The sequence below is a fragment of the Hylemonella sp. GW821-FHT10B10 genome (assembly GCF_059415585.1).
Window position 1 is genome coordinate 795,557 of record NZ_JBWKNN010000001.1, and the last position, 16,861, is coordinate 812,417.

Annotated in this window: 15 protein-coding genes; 9 read left to right on the forward strand and 6 right to left on the reverse strand. The window is 66.6% G+C overall.

Annotation, left to right across the window (positions count from 1 at the left end; genetic code table 11):
* The first annotated feature begins 19 nt into the window (after positions 1-19).
* The 6 genes from AC07NT_RS03920 to AC07NT_RS03945 are packed head-to-tail and all read left to right on the forward strand — an operon-like array spanning position 20 to position 6,284.
* On the forward strand, positions 20-1,102 hold the full coding sequence (locus AC07NT_RS03920; protein WP_498597735.1) for an AI-2E family transporter: 1,083 nt from the start codon (positions 20-22) through the stop codon (positions 1,100-1,102).
* Positions 1,099-1,785, forward strand: a complete 687-nt coding sequence (hda, locus tag AC07NT_RS03925; protein WP_498597734.1) for a DnaA regulatory inactivator Hda — start codon at positions 1,099-1,101, stop codon at positions 1,783-1,785. The genes AC07NT_RS03920 and hda overlap by 4 nt, the downstream gene beginning before the upstream one ends.
* On the forward strand, positions 1,782-2,465 hold the full coding sequence (locus tag AC07NT_RS03930; RefSeq protein WP_498597733.1) for an HAD family hydrolase: 684 nt from the start codon (positions 1,782-1,784) through the stop codon (positions 2,463-2,465). The genes hda and AC07NT_RS03930 overlap by 4 nt, the downstream gene beginning before the upstream one ends.
* Entirely contained in the window at positions 2,465-4,009 is a 1,545-nt protein-coding gene (gene pcnB / locus AC07NT_RS03935; protein WP_498597732.1) for a polynucleotide adenylyltransferase PcnB, read from the forward strand. Before AC07NT_RS03930 ends, pcnB begins: the two co-directional genes overlap by 1 nt.
* Entirely contained in the window at positions 4,006-4,491 is a 486-nt protein-coding gene (folK, locus tag AC07NT_RS03940) for a 2-amino-4-hydroxy-6-hydroxymethyldihydropteridine diphosphokinase (RefSeq protein WP_498597731.1), read from the forward strand. The genes pcnB and folK overlap by 4 nt, the downstream gene beginning before the upstream one ends.
* Positions 4,492-4,544: 53 nt before the next feature.
* Positions 4,545-6,284, forward strand: coding sequence for a methyl-accepting chemotaxis protein (locus tag AC07NT_RS03945; RefSeq protein ID WP_498597730.1), 1,740 nt, complete (start codon positions 4,545-4,547; stop codon positions 6,282-6,284).
* A gap of 39 nt (positions 6,285-6,323) precedes the next feature.
* Here the strand turns inward: AC07NT_RS03945 and AC07NT_RS03950 are convergent, their stop codons facing one another.
* Positions 6,324-6,779, reverse strand: coding sequence for a RidA family protein (locus AC07NT_RS03950; protein ID WP_498597729.1), 456 nt, complete (start codon positions 6,777-6,779; stop codon positions 6,324-6,326).
* A 62-nt stretch (positions 6,780-6,841) separates the two neighbouring features.
* Here AC07NT_RS03950 and AC07NT_RS03955 point away from each other — a divergent pair, with 62 nt between their 5' ends.
* On the forward strand, positions 6,842-8,860 hold the full coding sequence (locus tag AC07NT_RS03955) for a transglutaminase TgpA family protein (protein ID WP_498597728.1): 2,019 nt from the start codon (positions 6,842-6,844) through the stop codon (positions 8,858-8,860).
* The gene (mltB, locus tag AC07NT_RS03960) at positions 8,857-10,053 is read left to right on the forward strand and encodes a lytic murein transglycosylase B (RefSeq protein WP_498597727.1); all 1,197 of its coding nucleotides are present in this window, start codon (positions 8,857-8,859) and stop codon (positions 10,051-10,053) included. Before AC07NT_RS03955 ends, mltB begins: the two co-directional genes overlap by 4 nt.
* Here mltB and AC07NT_RS03965 read toward each other — a convergent pair.
* The 4 genes from AC07NT_RS03965 to AC07NT_RS03980 form a co-directional block, all read right to left on the reverse strand.
* Complete coding sequence (locus AC07NT_RS03965; protein WP_498597726.1) at positions 9,972-10,847, reverse strand: HDOD domain-containing protein; 876 nt, start codon at positions 10,845-10,847, stop codon at positions 9,972-9,974. The genes mltB and AC07NT_RS03965 overlap by 82 nt on opposite strands.
* 87 nt (positions 10,848-10,934) lie before the next feature.
* Positions 10,935-13,370 (reverse strand): DNA internalization-related competence protein ComEC/Rec2, encoded by a 2,436-nt coding sequence (locus AC07NT_RS03970; RefSeq protein ID WP_498597725.1) that lies wholly within the window; start codon positions 13,368-13,370, stop codon positions 10,935-10,937.
* Between the two features lie 24 nt (positions 13,371-13,394).
* A complete protein-coding gene (locus AC07NT_RS03975; RefSeq protein WP_498597724.1) occupies positions 13,395-14,390 on the reverse strand; it encodes a DUF58 domain-containing protein in 996 nt (331 codons plus the stop codon).
* Positions 14,391-14,403: 13 nt separating this feature from the next.
* A complete protein-coding gene (locus AC07NT_RS03980) occupies positions 14,404-15,324 on the reverse strand; it encodes an AAA family ATPase (RefSeq protein WP_498597723.1) in 921 nt (306 codons plus the stop codon).
* A 41-nt stretch (positions 15,325-15,365) separates the two neighbouring features.
* Here AC07NT_RS03980 and AC07NT_RS03985 point away from each other — a divergent pair, with 41 nt between their 5' ends.
* On the forward strand, positions 15,366-16,319 hold the full coding sequence (locus AC07NT_RS03985; RefSeq protein WP_498597722.1) for a histone deacetylase family protein: 954 nt from the start codon (positions 15,366-15,368) through the stop codon (positions 16,317-16,319).
* Between the two features lie 9 nt (positions 16,320-16,328).
* On the opposite strand, the gene AC07NT_RS03990 is transcribed toward AC07NT_RS03985, so the two are convergent.
* Positions 16,329-16,808, reverse strand: a complete 480-nt coding sequence (locus AC07NT_RS03990; protein WP_498597721.1) for a DsrE family protein — start codon at positions 16,806-16,808, stop codon at positions 16,329-16,331.
* Between the last annotated feature and the right edge of the window lie 53 nt (positions 16,809-16,861).

A 16,861-nucleotide genomic window follows, 5' to 3' on the forward strand; every position in this document is an offset into this window, starting at 1 on the left:
CTGGCCACCACCTTTTTCCATGTCCCTGACCACCTCCCAAAAAAGTGCCCTTGCCTGGAGTTCCGCCGCCGGTGTACTGGTGCTGGCGCTCTGGCTGCTTGGCCCGGTGCTGACGCCCTTCGTCGTGGCGGCCGTGCTGGCTTACGCACTGACCCCCCTGGTGGACCGACTGGACGCCCTGGCGCGCGGCCGCGTGCCGCGACTGCTGGCGGTGCTGGTGGTGGAGTTGCTGCTGGTGCTGGCTGTCCTGGGTTTGTTGCTCCTGCTGGTGCCCGTGCTTACCCGCGAGTGGCCCCTGCTGCGCGAACAGCTGCCTCAACTGCTGGACCGGCTCAATGCCGGTGTCCAGCCCCTGTTGCGGGAGCTGGGGATCAAACTGTCCTTCAACACGGCCAGCCTCAAGCCGGCCCTCATGAAGTACTTCAACGCCAATATGGAGGAGGCCCTGGGCTCTTTGCTGACCTCGCTCAAGATCGGCGGGAGCGTCGCGCTGACGGTGCTGGGCAACCTGATCCTCATCCCCGTGGCTCTGTTCTATCTGCTGCTGGATTGGAAAGCTGTGGTGCAGCGCGTGACCGATCTGGTACCGAGGCATCTGCGTGGCAGCTACGACAGCTTTGTGACCGAGGCCGATGCAGTGCTGGGCCAGTACCTGCGGGGTCAACTGCTGGTTATGCTGATCCTGGCGGTGTATTACAGCGTGGCGCTGAGCCTTTTCGGCCTCGATCTGGCGCTGCCCATCGGCATTTTCACCGGCCTCGCCATCTTCGTGCCCTATGTGGGTTTCGGCCTGGGCCTGCTGTTGGCCGTGCTGGCGGGCCTGCTGGAATTCAGCGGTGACGGTGGCCTGAGCCGCGTCGCCCTCATGGTGGGTGTGGTCTACGGCCTGGGCCAACTGGTCGAGAGCCTGTACCTCACGCCGCGGCTGCTGGGCGAGCGCATCGGCCTGCACCCGCTGGCCGTGATCTTCGCACTGCTCGCCTTTGGGCAGCTCTTTGGTTTCGTCGGTATTCTGGTCGCATTGCCGGTCAGTGCTGTGCTGCTGGTGGCGATCAGGCGCCTGCGACAGCGTTATCTGAGCAGCAGCGTGTACCGGGGATGAAACAGATCGCACTGGACATCGGGTTGGGCAGCGGCCCGACCCTGGCCAATTTCATGGCCGGACCCAACGAAGCCGTGCTGCGCCATCTCGAACTGTGGGTCGGTGGCGGTGCCAGTGCGGCCATGCGCTCGCCGGTGCCGACCTTTCTCTGGGGGCCTTCGGGCAGCGGCAAAACCCATTTGCTCAAGGCTGTGCGTGAGGCCCTGCGTGAGCAGGGCGCAACGGTCGGCTGGCTTGACGCCAGCATCGCCGAACCACCGCCGTTTGACGAGCGCTGGGCCGCCGTCCTGCTGGACGATGTGCAGCTCTACACCGCCGTGCAGCAGCACGCGGCCTTCAACTGGTTCGTGCATGCGCAGACGGGGCACCAGTGGGTGCTGGCTGCGGGAGAACTGGCACCGGCGGGGCTCAAACTCAGGGAAGATCTGCGCACCCGCCTGGGCTGGGGCCATGTCTACAGCCTGCAGGTGCTCAGCGAGGCCGAACGCCGCGCCGTGCTGCGCCAGGCGGCCGATGCACGTGGCATCTTCCTGGGCGACGAGGTCATGGATTTCATGCTCACGCGTTTCAGCCGAGACCTGGGCAGCCTCATGCAGCTGCTCGACCACCTGGACGGCTACGCCCTGCAGACCCAGCGCGCCATAACGATCCCGCTGATCAAGGCGATGCTTCAAGAGATATGACCCACAAGACCAAAACCAGGCTGGCCCTGTTCGACCTGGACCACACCCTGCTGCCGATCGATTCCGACTATTCCTGGGGTACCTTCACCACCACCATAGGCTGGACCGACCCGGTGGCGTTCGCGCGGCGCAACGACGAGTTCTATGCCCATTACCAGGCTGGAACCTTGGACGTGCACGACTACGTGCGTTTTGCCACCGAGGCGGCACGCCTCAAGGGGCCCGAGGTGGCACTGGCGGCGCGTGAACGCTTCATGTCGGAAGTGATACGCCCGGCGATCCGCCCGCAGGCGCTGGAACTGGTGCGCCAGCACAGGGATGCCGGCGACGAGGTGCTCATCATCACGGCCACCAACGAGTTCGTCACGCGTCCGATCGCCGAGGCCTTTGGCGTGCAGCAGCTGATCGCCGTGGAGCTCGAGCGGGACGCCAGCGGCTGGATTACTGGAGAGATCCGCGGCACCCCCTCTTTTCGTGAAGGCAAGGTGCAGCGTTTTGGCGAGTGGCTGGCCGCGCGCGGACTGAATCGCCATGACGCCGAGGTCACTTTCTACTCGGATTCGGTCAACGACCTGCCCCTGATGGACAATGCGGATTGTCCGGTGGCCACCAACCCCGACGACCGCCTGCGCGCCCTGGCTCTGGAGCGCGGCTGGCGGGTACTGGAACTATTCAACTAATGATCAAGAAAATCATCAACAGGCTGCTGGGCAAGGCGAATGCGCCCCAGCCGGCTTTCGGCAAACGGCGTGAATTCAGCGCGGCCGAACACGGTATCGACCCGACGCTGGTCGACAAGCGCGCGCTGGATGTGGTTCAGACCCTGCAGGATGCCGGCTACGAGGCCTACATCGTGGGCGGTGCCGTGCGCGACCTCCTGCTGGGCCTGCGGCCCAAGGATTTCGACGTGGCCACCAGCGCCACGCCCGAGCAGGTCAAGGGACTGTTCCGGCGTGCTTTCATCATCGGACGGCGCTTTCGCATCGTGCACGTGGTCTATGGGCGCGGGCGCGAACATGAGGTGATCGAGGTTTCCACCTTCCGCGCCTACATGGACAACGCAGCCGCCGAGCAGGTGGCCGGCAACGAGCGCACCAGCAAGAGCGAACTGGCCGGGATGAAGCACGCGGTCGATTCCAGCGGTCGCGTGCTGCGCGACAACGTCTGGGGTCCGCAGGACGAGGATGCCGCGCGGCGTGATTTCACCATCAATGCCATGTACTACGACCCGGAGACGCAGGTGGTGGTCGACTACCACGGTGGCATCCAGGATGCGAAGAAACGCGTGCTGCGCATGATCGGCGACCCGGCCACGCGTTACCGCGAAGACCCGGTGCGCATCATCCGCGCCGTGCGTTTTGCCGCCAAGCTCAGCGCCGTGGGCTTCAAGTTCGAGGCCAAGACCGCCAAGCCGCTCAAGGAGATGCGGGACCTGCTGGCCGATGTGCCGCAGAGCCGCCTGTTCGACGAGATGCTCAAGCTGCTGCAGACCGGCCACGCCCTGGCCACGGTGGAGCAACTCAGGAAGCTGGGGCTGGACCGCGGCATCTACCCGCTGCTGGACCTGGTGGTCGAGCGTGCGGCTGAACCCTTTGTGAAGGCTGCGCTGGAAGACACCGACCGCCGCGTGGGCGAAGGCAAGCCGGTGGCGCCCAGCTTCCTGCTGGCCTGCGTGCTGTGGTCCGACGTGCGCGACGGCTGGGCCCAACGCATCAAAGAGCGTCAGCATGCCCACCCGGCACTGCAGGACGCCATCGACGATGTCTTCAACGCCCGCATCGGCGATGTGTCGGGGCGGGGCAAGCTGGCCGCCGATATGCGCGAGATCTGGATGATGCAGCCGCGCTTCGACAAGCGCGTGGGCAGCGCGCCCTACGGCCTGGCCGAGCAGCCGCGTTTCCGCGCCGGTTTCGACTTCATGCGCCTGCGTGCCGACATCGGCGAGATCGACGTGGTGCTGGCCGACTGGTGGCAGGAGTTCAGCACGGGTGACGACAATCTGCGCCAGGACCTGATCGACCAGGCGCGGGAGGAGCAGACGCGTCAACGTGCCCAGGCTCCGCGCCAGCCGCGCACGGCAGGCGCTGAACGCCAGGCTGCCGCACCACGCCCGGCCGAACCCGAGGCGGCTGCGGAGGACGACGCCGCGCCCAAGAAGCGCCGCAGGCGTCGCCGTTCCGGTGCGAAGAAATCCGGCGACGGCGCGCCGGGCACCGGGGCGTGAACCCGGTCCCCCATGCCTTGGTGACGGCCTATGTCGCACTCGGGGCCAATCTGGGGGACGCGCAGGCCGCACTGCGCCAGGCGTTGAACGACCTGGGAACCCTGCCGCACACACAGGTCTTGCGTGCCTCTTCGCTCTATCGCAGTGCGCCGGTTGATTCCTCGGGTCCGGACTACGTCAATGCAGTGGCCAAGCTGTCCACGGCCCTGGGCCCTTACGAGCTGTTGGCTGGCCTGCAGGGCATAGAGCAGGCCGCCGGCCGTGAGCGCCCCTGGCGCAACGCCCCGCGCACCCTGGATCTGGACATCCTGCTTTACGGCGAATTGCAGCAGGACGACCCGCTGCTGACCCTGCCGCATCCGCGCATGAGCGAACGTGCTTTTGTGCTCCTGCCCCTGGCGGAAATCGCCCCGGCCCTCGTCAGCCCAGCCCAGCTGCAAAAGGTTGAAAAGCAGGTGATTTCCCGCATCTCCAGCCTGTGATAGGGCTCTGAGGGCCCCACTAGAATGAAGCGATTGCCCATCAGGATCCAGCGATGAATTTCAGAAACATGCATGTGGCGACCAAGCTCTGGCTCAGTGTTGCCGTCATCATCATTTCCCTGACCGCATTGATTGCTTTCGCGGCCGCGCGTTCAGCCCGGCTGCAAGTTGAAAGCGAAACGACCTTGCGTGCGCTCAATACCCGGGTCAATCTGGCCAGTGCCTGGGCCGGCCTGACCGAGGCCAATGCGGCCCGCACCGTGTCCATGATCATGACCTTTGATCCGGTGGTCGAGGGGCGCATGGCCGAGGACATCAAAGGTACCGCCGCCCGGATTGCCAAGGCCCAGCAGGCGATCGAGGCCATGGAGCTGAGCGCTGAGGAACAAGCGCAGATGGCTAAGATCGCTGGCATACGCAAGACCATGCTCGATTTTCGCGACCAGGCACAGAAGGCCAAGGCCTCGGGGGACAGCGAAGGCGCCCAGAAGATCGTGAACGAGCAGTACATGCCCGCGGTCAATACCTATGTGGCTACCCTGCGTGAGCTGGTGGAATTGGAGGAAAGCGCCGAGAAACGCTACTCGGAAGAAATTTCGGTCGCGCGTGGTCTGACGATCAAGATCGCCGGTGGCGCCATCGTCGTGATCCTGGCGGCCATCCTGATCGGGGCCACCGTGCTGATCCGCTCCATCCGCGAGCCGCTGGAGGAGGCCAATGAGCTGGCTGCGCGCATCGCCCAGGGTGATCTCAGTGCGCGCATCGACACGGCACGTGGTGACGAGTTCGGTACCCTCATGAAATCGCTGGCGCGCATGAACGAGGCGTTGGCCCGCATGGTGCAGCAGGTGCGTCAGAGCACGGACAGCATCGCCATCGCCAGTGCAGAGATCGCCACCGGCAACCACGATCTCTCGGTGCGTACCGAGCAGACTTCCAGCGATCTGCAGTCCACGGCCTCGGCGATGGAGGAGCTGACCAGCACGGTGTCCCACAGCGCGGACAACGCGCGCCAGGCTTCGCAACTGGCCTCCAGCGCTTCCACCGTGGCGCAAAAAGGGGGGGCCGTGGTGCAGGAAGTGGTCACGACCATGAGCGAGATCAACGCCAGCAGCAAGAAGATCAGCGACATCATTGGCGTGATCGACGGCATCGCTTTCCAGACCAATATCCTGGCGCTCAATGCCGCGGTGGAAGCTGCGCGCGCCGGGGAGCAGGGCCGTGGTTTTGCCGTGGTGGCGGGTGAGGTGCGTTCCCTGGCCGGGCGCAGCGCCGAAGCGGCCAAGGAGATCAAGGCCCTGATCAACACCTCGGTGCAGAAGATCGATTCGGGTGCCCAGCTCGTGGGTCAGGCCGGTGACACCATGAACGAGATCGTGCAGTCGGTGCGCCGCGTGGCCGATGTGATCGGTGAGATCACCGCCGCTGCCGGCGAGCAGAGCACCGGCATTGCCCAGGTCAACACCTCCATTGCCAACCTCGACCAGATGACGCAGCAGAATGCCGCGTTGGTCGAGCAGAGCGCCGCCGCTGCGCAAAGCATGCGCGAACAGGCCGACCAGCTGGCTCAGGCCGTGGCGGTGTTCAAGCTGGCAGGTGCTCAGACGGCCATGGCTGTGGCGCCACGTGCGGTACCCGACAACCGCCCGAAGCCGCCAGCCGTGGCCCGTTCCGCACCGGCAGCCACCAAGCCGGCCGCGACCAAAGCCCCGGCGCTAGCGGCGACCAAGCCGGCGACGCCTGTCGTCGCCCCGGCCAAGGCCGGCAGCGACGCGGATTGGGAAAGCTTCTGAGGGCGCTGGCTTCTCCAGTTCCCAGCCTCTTTCCCCTGCTCAGTCCACCTCGGCAATCAGCTCGATCTCCACACAGGCACCCAGGGGGATCTGCGCCACACCAAAGGCACTGCGTGCGTGTGAGCCCTTGGCGCCGAAGATTTCGCCCAGCAGTTCACTGGCGCCATTGGTGACCAGGTGCTGTTCGGTGTAGTCCGGTGTGGAGTTCACCAGGGACATCACCTTGACGATGCGCTTGACGCGGTTGAGGTCGCCGACGGCGGCCTGCAGCGTGCCCATGAGGTCGATGGCCACGGCGCGTGCTGCAGCCTTGCCTTCTTCGGTGGTCATGGTCTTGCCGAACTGGCCGACCCAGGGCTTGCCGTCTTTCTTGGCGATGTGGCCGCTGAGGAAAACCAGCGAGCCGGTCCGCACAAAAGGCAGGTAGGCAGCGGCCGGCGTGGCCACCGGGGGCAGGGTGATGCCGAGCTGTTTGAGTTTGTCGTTGATGTTCATGGGGACTCCTGGTTCCGGGAAACTGCAAAGCGCGTCATTGTCGGGTATTGTTGCAGTGAGCCATGAAGAACCCCTTTGTCAATCTGCCCCGCGACAGCCGTGACACCCTGTTCCTGCTGGGGGTGATCGCCTGGGTGCTGCTGCCGCATGCTGGGCACCTGCCCTGGTGGTGCAGTGCCATGGCGGCGGGCATGCTGGCCTGGCGCGGCTGGCTGGCCTTCACGTTGCGCCCGTTGCCCAGCCGTTGGTGGTTGCTCGCCTGTCTGGTACTGACCGTGGGCGCGACCTGGGCAACGCACCGCACCCTGCTGGGACGCGATGCCGGTGTCACGCTGATCGTGGTGCTGCTGGCCCTCAAGACCCTGGAGCTGCGCGCACGGCGCGACGCCTTCGTGGTCTTTTTCCTCGGCTTCTTCACGATGCTGACCAATTTCTTCTATTCGCAGTCGCTGCTCACGGCTGCCGCCATGCTGCTGGGCCTCATGGGCCTGCTGACCGCGCTGGTCAACAGCCACATGCCGGCAGGCCGGCCTTCGCTCTGGCAATCGGCGCGGATGGCCACGCGCATGACGCTGCTGGGCGCGCCCGTCATGGTCCTGCTCTTCCTGTTCTTTCCGCGCCTGTCACCGCTGTGGGGCACGCCCGGCGACGCCCTGAGCGGCCGCAGCGGTCTGTCGCAACGCATGCAGGTGGGCAATATCGCCAGCCTGGCGCTGGACGACAGCGTGGCTCTGCGCCTGCGTTTCGAGGAGGGCTCTCCGCAGCCGCTGCAAGGCACGTTGTATTTCCGCGGGCCCGTGCTCTCCACCTTCGACGGTCGTGAATGGTTGCCCTTGCAGGCTACTTTCCCGCTATCCATGCAGCCGCGTGCGGAGCTGCAGGTGCGGGGCACGCCTTTGCGCTACGAACTCACGCTGGAGCCGCACAACCGCCCCTGGCTGCTGACGCTGGACGCCACGGCCACCGCGCCCGTGATGCCTGGCGACCTCGAGGCGCGCATGAGCGAGGAGCTGCAGTGGCGTGCCAACGGCCCCATCAACGACCTGCTCCGTTACCGGGCACAGAGTTACACCGACTTCCGCCACGGTCCACAGCGCATGCTGGCCAGTCTGCAGGACTACACCTCCCTGCCGCGCGGTTTCAACCCACGCACCCTGCAGTGGGCAGCCGATCTGGGCCGCGAAACCGGCAATGACCCCGCCCGGCTGATCGACCGCGTGCTGCAGCAGTTGCGCACGGGGGGTTACACCTACACCCTGGAGCCCGGTGAATACGGCCAACACACGGCCGACGAATTCTGGTTCGATCGCAAGCTGGGCTTCTGCGAACACATCGCTTCGGCCTTCGTGATCGTGATGCGCGCAGCTGGCATCCCGGCGCGCGTCGTCACCGGCTACCAGGGCGGCGAGCGCAATGCGGTGGACAATTTCTGGGTGGTACGCCAAAGTGATGCCCACGCCTGGACCGAAGTCTGGCTGGCCGGTCAGGGCTGGCTGCGGGTGGATCCGACGGCGGCCGTCTCGCCCGGGCGCATCGGCTCGCTGCAACGTCTGGTGGCGCCCCGGGGGGCCATGGCCACGGCCATGGGCAATGTCATCAGCCCGAACTTCGTGCAGAACGTGCGGGCCCTGTGGGAGGCCGTCAACAATGCCTGGAACCAGCGCGTGCTGAACTACACGCAGAGTCGCCAGCTCAACCTCCTGCGCGCGCTGGGCTTCGAGGCGCCGAGCTGGGAAGACTTGGGTTATCTGCTGCTGGCGTTTCTGGTCACGGCCAGCCTGGGCGGCGCGCTCTGGACGCGTTGGGAGCGCCGCCGCCAGGACCCCTGGCTGCGTCTGATCGAGCGGGTGCGCGGGCAGCTGGAACGCACCGGCCTGAGCCTGGGTGCGGCGGTGACGCCACGCGAGATGGCCACACGGCTGGCGCAAACCCATGATCCCAAGGACAATCGGGTACAGGCCATCCAGGCTTGGTTGCAGCGCTACGAACAATTGCGTTATGCGCCGCGCGGCGGTCGCAACAGCGCCAACGACCTGGCGGTCCTGCGACGCGAATTGAAAGAACTGAGCTGGCCCACGTGAGCAAACGACATCCGACCTTCCTGCTGCTGACGGCCCTGCTGTTCCTGCTCTCCTGCGTGCTGCCCGCGCAGGCAGCGTCTGCCAAGAAGCCCCGTCTCAAGCGGGTGCAGGACATGGGCGTCACCCTGATCGAAGGCAGTGGTCCGTTCTACGCCGGCCGGCCCGAGGCCATGGCCCTGGCCGACGAGATCGCCGAGCGCCACGGCCTGGACCGCAAATGGGTGCGCCGTACCCTGGGCAAGGCGCGGCAGGTGCCCCAGGTGATCAAGCTGGTGGTGCCGCCGCCGGTGACGGTACCGCGCAACTGGCTGCAGTACCGCAGCCGTTTCCTGGAAACCGAGCGTGTCCAGGTGGGCGTGGCCTTCTGGCAGGCCAACCGTGAACTGCTGGAGCGCGCCAGCAGCACCTACGGTGTGCCGGCGGAGATCATCATCGGCATCATCGGCGTGGAGACCTATTACGGCCGCCATATCGGTCGCTACCGTGTGATCGATGCCCTGGCCACGCTGGCACTGGATTTTCCCGACGAGCATCCTCGCGCGGCCCAACGTGCGGCCTTCTTCCGCAGCGAGCTCGGCGAGTTCCTCAAGCTGCGTCAGCAGGCCGGTGCCGATCCCCTCAAGGCGCGCGGCAGTTATGCGGGTGCTATGGGCATCCCGCAGTTCATGCCGTCGAGCTGGGCGCGCCACGCGGTGGACTTTGACGGCGACGGCCGCGTGGACCTGGTCGACAGCACGGCCGATGCGATAGGCTCGGTGGCCAGTTATTTCAAGGCACACAACTGGCGACCGGGCATGCCTACCCACTATCCGGTGGATTTCGACTACGAGCGCCTGGACATGCCGGCCCTGCTGGCCCCTGATATCCGGCCGACCTTTGCGGTCGACCAGTTCACGGCCAAAGGCATCCTGCTGGGTGCGGCGGGTCGCCAGCATGCGGGCCCCCTGGCCCTGGTCGAATTGCAGAATGGCGATTACTCGCCCAGCTACGTGGCCGGCACCGAGAACTTCTACGCCGTCACGCGCTACAACTGGAGCAGCTACTACGCCCTGGCCGTGATCGAACTGGGCCAGGCTGTGGCGGCGGCGCGGCAGGCCGCCTTGGCCCAGGCTCAGACCAGCACCACGGCCTCGAACACCGGGTGCAGCGTGTCGACCCAGAGGTCGACTTCAGACTCGCCGATCTGCAGATAGTTCAGACAGGCGGGGCCAAAGCGCTGCCATTCGGTCTGCAACTGCACGCCTTCGTAATCGGCCACCAGATGCTCGGCCACGGCGGCCAGCGCGACCAGGTTGCGCACCCCCGCCGGGATCGAACTCACGCGCAGTACGGTGAAATCGTGGTGCAGGCGGATCGCGAAGGCGATCACGGGCGGCAGAAACCAGGTGCGCGCCACGATGGCGCCCACCACCGCGTGGTCTGTGCGGTGCACGGCATTTTCGGTCTCGGTGAAACTGCGGTCCTGCCGCGCCAGGGCCTCGGCCAGCGTGCCGGCGTAACCGCGCACCCCTTGCAGCATGATGGGGATGCCCACGTGCATGAAGAGGCCGCAGGTCTGTGCCACCTCCGCGTCCACCCCATAGAGCTGGCGGGCGATATAGGCCATGGCCAGCGATCGGCGTGTCGAGGTTTCCCAGAAATGCTCCACCAGCGGTGAGTTGACGGGTATTGCGCTGCGCGCCAGGAAGCCGGTCAGGATGGCGGCCGCCTGGCCCATGCCCAGCATGGTCACGGCCTCGGCCACCGTATTGGCGGGGCGGGCACGTGAATAGAGCGGGCTGTTGGCCATGCGCATGAGCGCGGCGGCCATCGCCACGTCGCTGCTGGCAATGCGCGTGACTTCAGCCGGGTCAGGGTCCCGCTGGCGCATCTCCAGCTGCAAGGCCGTGAGCAGTTCCGGGCAGGGCGGGATGACGATGTCGCGCACCGGTCCTTCCGATCTGGCCTGATCGAGTTCCCGGTCGATATCCGTCACTTGTATGCCCATGGTGACTCCTGTGCGCCCCATTATCCGCAGAAAAACACCGGATGGCCCTGCGCTGCCGCAAGTTCCATCGGCTGTAACGTCCCCAGCCTAGGGGCGATGCTGCCAGTAGCGCGGCTGCATCTGGCGCTCGCACAGGGTCTGGCGTGGCTGCCCGGAGTGCCAGTGGGCCGCGCCGCACTGCGCCGAGTTGATCAAGTGCACGCCGCGCTCCTCATAACGCGCCACCACTTCGGCGGCCGGGTGGCCAAAACGATTGCGGTAGCCGGCCTGCGCCAGAGCCGTGTGGGGCGCCACCGCATCAAGGAAGGCGGCCGTGCTGGAGGTCTTGCTGCCGTGGTGCGGCACCAGCAGCCAGTCGGCGCGCAAGGCAGCGCCTGCTGCCACCAGTCGGGCTTCCTGCGCTTTCTCGATGTCGCCCGCAAGCAGCACGGTCTGCAAGCCATTGCTGATGCGCAGCACGCAGGACAGGGCATTGCTGCGCCTGGCCTTGCCATAGTCCTCGGCCTGCGGGTGCAGCACTTCAAAACGTACGCCGTCCCAGTCCCAGGCCTGGCCGCTCACGCAGCGATTGCTGTGGCGCAGGCTTTGCAGCTCATGCGCGTCTTCCAGGGAACTCAGCAGGTCTGCGCCAGGCTGGGCGGACAGCACGGCGCCACCCCCGCCGGTGTGGTCGCTGTCCCGGTGGCTCAGCACCACGCGGTCCAGTCTTGCACCCAGGGCTCGCAGCAGCGGCACCAGCACGCGCTGGCCGGCGTCGCTGTCGTTGGCATAGCGTGGCCCCGCGTCATAGAGCAAGGCGTGTTCGGCCGTGCGCACGAGCACGGCATTGCCCTGGCCGATATCGGCCGCCAGCAGCTCGAACTGTCCCGGTGCCGGGCGTGGGGCCTGCCACAGGAGCACGGGCAGCAGCAGCGGCAGCCCGGCAAAACGCACAGCCCAGGGCAGGCGCAGTACCAGCAGCAGGCCTCCCAGCACCGCGGCCGCGCCGGCCCACAGCGGTGCCTGCGCGACCGAGAACGTGGCCCAGGGCAGCGCGGCCAGGCCCGCCAGTACCCAGCCCAGCCACAGCACGGTCTGGGCCGCTGCATCCCAAAGCGGTGCCCACAGCACACCGAGCAGGGACAGAGGTGTCACCAGCAGCGTCACCCAGGGGATGGCCAGCGCGTTGGCCAGCAGGCCGACCAGCGAGACCTGGCCGAAGAGCAGCAGGGTCAATGGCGCCAGGGCCAGGGTGATCAGCCACTGTTCGCGCAGCATGCCCCACAGGTGCTGGCGCAGCGTGCGGGGCGTTTCCAGCGTCTCACGACCGGCGCCGGCGAACAGCACGCCCACGGCCACGAAGCTCAGCCAGAAGCCCGCTTGCAGCAGGGCCCAGGGGTCGGCCGCCAGCACCACGCCCGCGGCCAGCAGCCAGAGCTGCGGCCAGGGCCAGCGCCGGGCCGACAGGCGCAGCATGGTCATCGTGGCCAGCATGAGGATGGTGCGCTGCGCCGGCACACCCCAGCCGCTGAACAGGGCATACCCCGTGGCCAGCAGCAGGCCGCCGAGCAGGCCCGCGTGCTGGGCCGGGAAGGCCAGGCACAGGCGTGGCGAGGTGCTCCAGAGTGCGCCCAGCAGCAGCGCGGCCAGCCAGGCGAAGAGCGTGATGTGCAGACCCGAGATGCTCATGAGGTGGGCCACGCCGGTGGCGCGGAACACGTCCCAGTCGCTGCGTGCGATGGCCTGCTGGTCACCCGTGACCAAGGCCGCCACGATGCCCATCGCGCGGGCCTGGGTTTCCTCGGCCGGGTCGCCGCTGACGACCGGCGCACGTTGTTCAATGGCGTCGCGCACCTGCTGGCGTGCCCGTTCCACCGGGTGCCGCCCGCTGGGGCCCAAGGCTTGCGGCTGCGGATCGCGTTTGCCCGTGCGCACATAACCCGTGGCCTGCAGACCCTGTTCCCAGAGCCAGAGTTCGAAGTCGAAACCATGCGGGTTGCGCGCCCCATGCGGCGCACGCAAACGCACCGTGAACTGCCAGCGTTCCCCGGCCTGCAGGGGCGGCGCCATCTGCGTGGGTTCCGGCAAGGCGCCGTCCTCGTTGCGCCAGCTGCCGTACCAGCTGAGGTAGAGCTGTGGTGGGACCTGCACAAGCTGGTTGTTCTGGACCGCACTTTCGACGGAGTAGCGAAAGCGTGTGCTGTTCTCTCCGAACTGCGGCATGGCGCTGATGCGACCGGTGACACGGATGTCCTGGCCTTCCAGCGCAGGGTCCAGAGCCTGCTGCTGGAAATGCAGGGCACGCAGGCCGGTGCTGGCATGGGCCAGCAGGGCGGTGGCGGCGAATACCACGAGCAGTCTGGCGATTTGTTGGCGCAGTCTTCCGAGCATCAGAAGCAGCGCCAGGGCGACGGCGATCAGCAGACCGTAGGGAGCCGCGGGCCAGAGTTCGCCTTGTTGCAGTTGCAGGGCCAGGCCAGTGATCCAGCCCAGGAGGGCAGGGGTCAGGAGTCTGGCGTTGCTCTGGGTTGGGCTGTTCGGCATGTCCGCATGCTAAGGGCTGCAGGTTCAGTACAAAGCCAGGGCTTCCAGACACTGCCGTTTGTGCGTCTCCCCCTGTGTCGGGGCCAGTTCCGTGTCCGGAAGTCGCAGGCCGTAATCCAGTTCCTGGGCCTCCGCCAACAAGACCCAGGCGCACAGCCGGGAGAGGCGGTGTTCCAGCGAGGCGCCCTGGGTTTCGGCCAGGTCCAGCCAGAGCTGGAAGTGCTGGGCCTGCAGGCTGTCGCGGCTGACCAGTTCATCGGTCTTGGCGGCCTTCTTCCAGACGATGCTCTTGAGCGGGTCGCCGCGGCGGTAGGGGCGCACGCCGTCGAACTCGCTGCTCGCGACGTGGCGCACAGCGCTGCCGCCGCTGCTGTGGGGCTGGCCTTCGGGCAGCGCGGGGGGCGAGGACTCGGCCTGGGGATAGACCAGCACCGTGCCGGCCGGGCGCCACAGGGTCCAGACGCGGAAGATGCCCAGGGGAAAGCGTGTCTCGGCCGTCAGCATGGGCACGACGTGACGGCCGCGTGTGAAGTGAGGCAGCACCAGTTCCAGGTCGGCGCTGCCCTGGCTGGGCACATCGCACCAGACCCAGGGCGCGTGTGGATCTTCGCCGTAGACGCGCAGGCCGATGCCGTAACGCGGGGCCGTACGCGCGTTGTGCAGGCTGATGCGCAGCTTGCTCGGGGCGTCCGCATGGTGGGCCTCGACCGGGTGCAGCACCAGTGTGAGGCCGCTCAGCGTGCCGTGCGAGATGTAGGTGCTGACGATGGCGCTGCCGCCGAGCAGAAAAGTCAGCAGGTAGCCCAGATTGAGCTGGTAGTTGATAGATGCCACCAGCAGCACCAGCAGGGTGCCGGCCAGCATGAACCCGGCGCGTGTGGGCAGGATATAGACGTTGCGCTGGGTCAGCGTGAGGGAGTCGTTGCTGGGCAGCCGCGCCTGCCACCAGCGCTGCCAGCGGGCGCGCACATGACCCAAGGGGTGCAGTGCCGGGTTGGGCAGAGGGGGTGCAGCGTCCATGGTGGCCCGACGCTCAGGGCAGGGGTACGGCTTCCAGCATGGCGCGCACCTGCTCCAGCGGGCCGCGGCCGGCGCTGGCCACGGGCACCAGGCGGTGGGCCGTGGTCTGCGGCAGGATGGCCTGCAGGTCGTCGGGGGCCACGTAGTCGCGCCCGCTCAGCAGCGCCTGGGCCTTGGCGGCGCGCAGCACGGCCAGGCCCGCACGCGGCGAGAGGCCTTGCACGAACCAGCGGCCGTTGCGCGTGGCGGCGATCAGGTCTTGCAGATAGTCCAGCAGCGGCGGGGCGGCGTGCACGGCCTGCACCTGCTGCTGCAGGGCCTGCAGTTCCTGCGCGCTCAGCAGGCCGGGCAGGCGGTCCACCATCTCACGCCGATCACTGCCAGAGAGCAGTGCGCGCTCGGAGGCGCGATCCGGGTAACCCAAGGAGATGCGCATGAGGAAGCGGTCCAGCTGCGACTCAGGCAGCGGGTGCGTGCCCAGCTGCTCCTGCGGGTTCTGTGTCGCGATCACGAAAAAAGGCACGGGCAGGGGGCGGGTCTCGCCCTCGATGCTGACCTGCTTCTCCTCCATGGCTTCGAGCAGGGCGCTTTGTGCCTTGGGGCTGGCGCGGTTGATCTCATCGGCCAGCAGCACCTGCGCGAAGATGGGCCCGGGGTGGAAGACGAAGGCGTTCTGGTTGCGGTCATAGATCGACACGCCCGAGAGGTCGCTGGGCATCAGATCGGCCGTGAACTGCACGCGTGAAAACTGCAGGCCGAAACTGCGCGACAGCGCATGGGCCAGTGTGGTCTTGCCCACGCCGGGCGCGTCCTCGATCAGCAGGTGGCCACCGGCCAGCAGGCAGGCCACGCCGTCCTGCACCTGGGCCGGTTTGCCCACGATCACCGTGTTAAGCTGGTCCAGCAATAATTTGAGCTTGGGTTGTGCGTCCATGGCATGACCATAACTGAAATTTTCTGAGGACGGGCATCGTCATGAGCAAGACCGGATTTTTCACCCACCGTGACTGTCGCAAGCACGAGATGGGGCCGGGACATCCGGAATGCCCGGAGCGGCTTGATGCCATCGAAGACCGTCTACTGGTTTCGGGCCTGGACCTCGCGCTGACGCGCATCGAAGCGCCGCTGGCCTCGGTCGAGGAGATGGAGTTGGCCCATGGCCGCATGCACATCGCTGCGCTGCGCGGCCTGAGCGCCTCCCTGATCGAGGAAGTCGAGGCCGGCGGCCCGAGCTACGCGCACGTCGACCCCGATACCGCCATGAACGTGAACTCCTGGAACGCTATCCTGCGCGGTGCCGGGGCCGCGATGGCGGCCACCGATGCGGTGATGGCCGGTGAACTGGAGAACGCCTTCTGTGCCATCCGTCCGCCGGGCCATCATGCCTGTCGCGACAAGGCCATGGGCTTCTGCTTTGTCAACAACGTCGCGCTGGCTGCCAAGTACGCGGTGGAGCGTCATGGCCTCAAGCGCGTGGCCATCGCCGACTTCGATGTGCACCACGGCAACGGCACCGAGGACATTGTGGCCGACGACGAGCGCATCCTGATGGTGAGCATCTACCAGCACCCCTTCTATCCGCACGGTGGTGCGCGGCCGGACACCGATACCATGGTGAATGTGCCCGTGCCAGCCTACACTAAGGGCATGGAAGTGCGTGAACTGATCGAGATGCTGTGGATGCCGCGCCTCGAAGCGTTCAAGCCCGAGATGATCTTCATCAGTGCCGGTTTTGATGCGCATCGCGAGGACGATCTGGGCCAGCTGGGCCTGGTGGAGGCGGACTACGCCTGGATCACCGAGCGCCTGATGGCTGTGGCACGCCGCTACGGCAAGGGGCGCATCGTGTCCTGTCTGGAAGGTGGCTACAACCTCAGCGCGCTGGGCCGCAGCGTGGAGGCGCACCTGCGCGCGCTGGCGGATGTCTGAGTCCTCGGGCTACCAGGCCACATAGGCATAGCCCTTTTCCTGATATTCCATGAGGGCGGCTGCGCCCACTTCCTCGACGCGCGCGATCTCCAGCATGTGGGTCTTGTCCCAGCCCAGGCTGTGCATGGTGTTACCGCAGGCCACGAACTCCACGCCGTAGGACTCGCTCATGCTCCTGACACGCTGCTGCAGCAAGGGAGCGACGGGGCGCTGAGGCTTTTTGGCCAGCAGATGGATGCCCGGTCCCCAGGCCACTACCGCGATGGCCACGTCGTCCACATATTTCTTGAGCATGGCGCCGATGGAGTTCAGGATGGCTTCCTGGTACTCATGTTCCGGACGGTTGAGCTGGTAGACGATCTTGTGCGGCGGACCTTCGGCCGCGGCCTGCTGGCTGGCGGCCCGGGTCGGGAGTGCTGCGCCGGCCGTGGCGGCTGCAGCGACGGCACCGAGCAAATGGCGGCGCGCCAGGGGAGTGGGGTGAGACATGATGAAGTGTTCTCCGTGGGGTCTGCCGTAGATTAGCCCATGCCGTGCCGGGT

Coding starts and splice junctions, on each gene's coding strand:
- AC07NT_RS03920 (WP_498597735.1), top strand. CDS start 20: ATGTCCCTGACCACCTCCCAAAAAAGTGCCCTTGCCTGGAGTTCCGCC.
- hda (WP_498597734.1), top strand. CDS start 1,099: ATGAAACAGATCGCACTGGACATCGGGTTGGGCAGCGGCCCGACCCTG.
- AC07NT_RS03930 (WP_498597733.1), top strand. CDS start 1,782: ATGACCCACAAGACCAAAACCAGGCTGGCCCTGTTCGACCTGGACCAC.
- pcnB (WP_498597732.1), top strand. CDS start 2,465: ATGATCAAGAAAATCATCAACAGGCTGCTGGGCAAGGCGAATGCGCCC.
- AC07NT_RS03945 (WP_498597730.1), top strand. CDS start 4,545: ATGAATTTCAGAAACATGCATGTGGCGACCAAGCTCTGGCTCAGTGTT.
- AC07NT_RS03950 (WP_498597729.1), bottom strand. CDS start 6,779: ATGAACATCAACGACAAACTCAAACAGCTCGGCATCACCCTGCCCCCG.
- AC07NT_RS03955 (WP_498597728.1), top strand. CDS start 6,842: ATGAAGAACCCCTTTGTCAATCTGCCCCGCGACAGCCGTGACACCCTG.
- AC07NT_RS03965 (WP_498597726.1), bottom strand. CDS start 10,847: ATGGGCATACAAGTGACGGATATCGACCGGGAACTCGATCAGGCCAGA.
- AC07NT_RS03970 (WP_498597725.1), bottom strand. CDS start 13,370: ATGCCGAACAGCCCAACCCAGAGCAACGCCAGACTCCTGACCCCTGCC.
- AC07NT_RS03975 (WP_498597724.1), bottom strand. CDS start 14,390: ATGGACGCTGCACCCCCTCTGCCCAACCCGGCACTGCACCCCTTGGGT.
- AC07NT_RS03980 (WP_498597723.1), bottom strand. CDS start 15,324: ATGGACGCACAACCCAAGCTCAAATTATTGCTGGACCAGCTTAACACG.
- AC07NT_RS03985 (WP_498597722.1), top strand. CDS start 15,366: ATGAGCAAGACCGGATTTTTCACCCACCGTGACTGTCGCAAGCACGAG.
- AC07NT_RS03990 (WP_498597721.1), bottom strand. CDS start 16,808: ATGTCTCACCCCACTCCCCTGGCGCGCCGCCATTTGCTCGGTGCCGTC.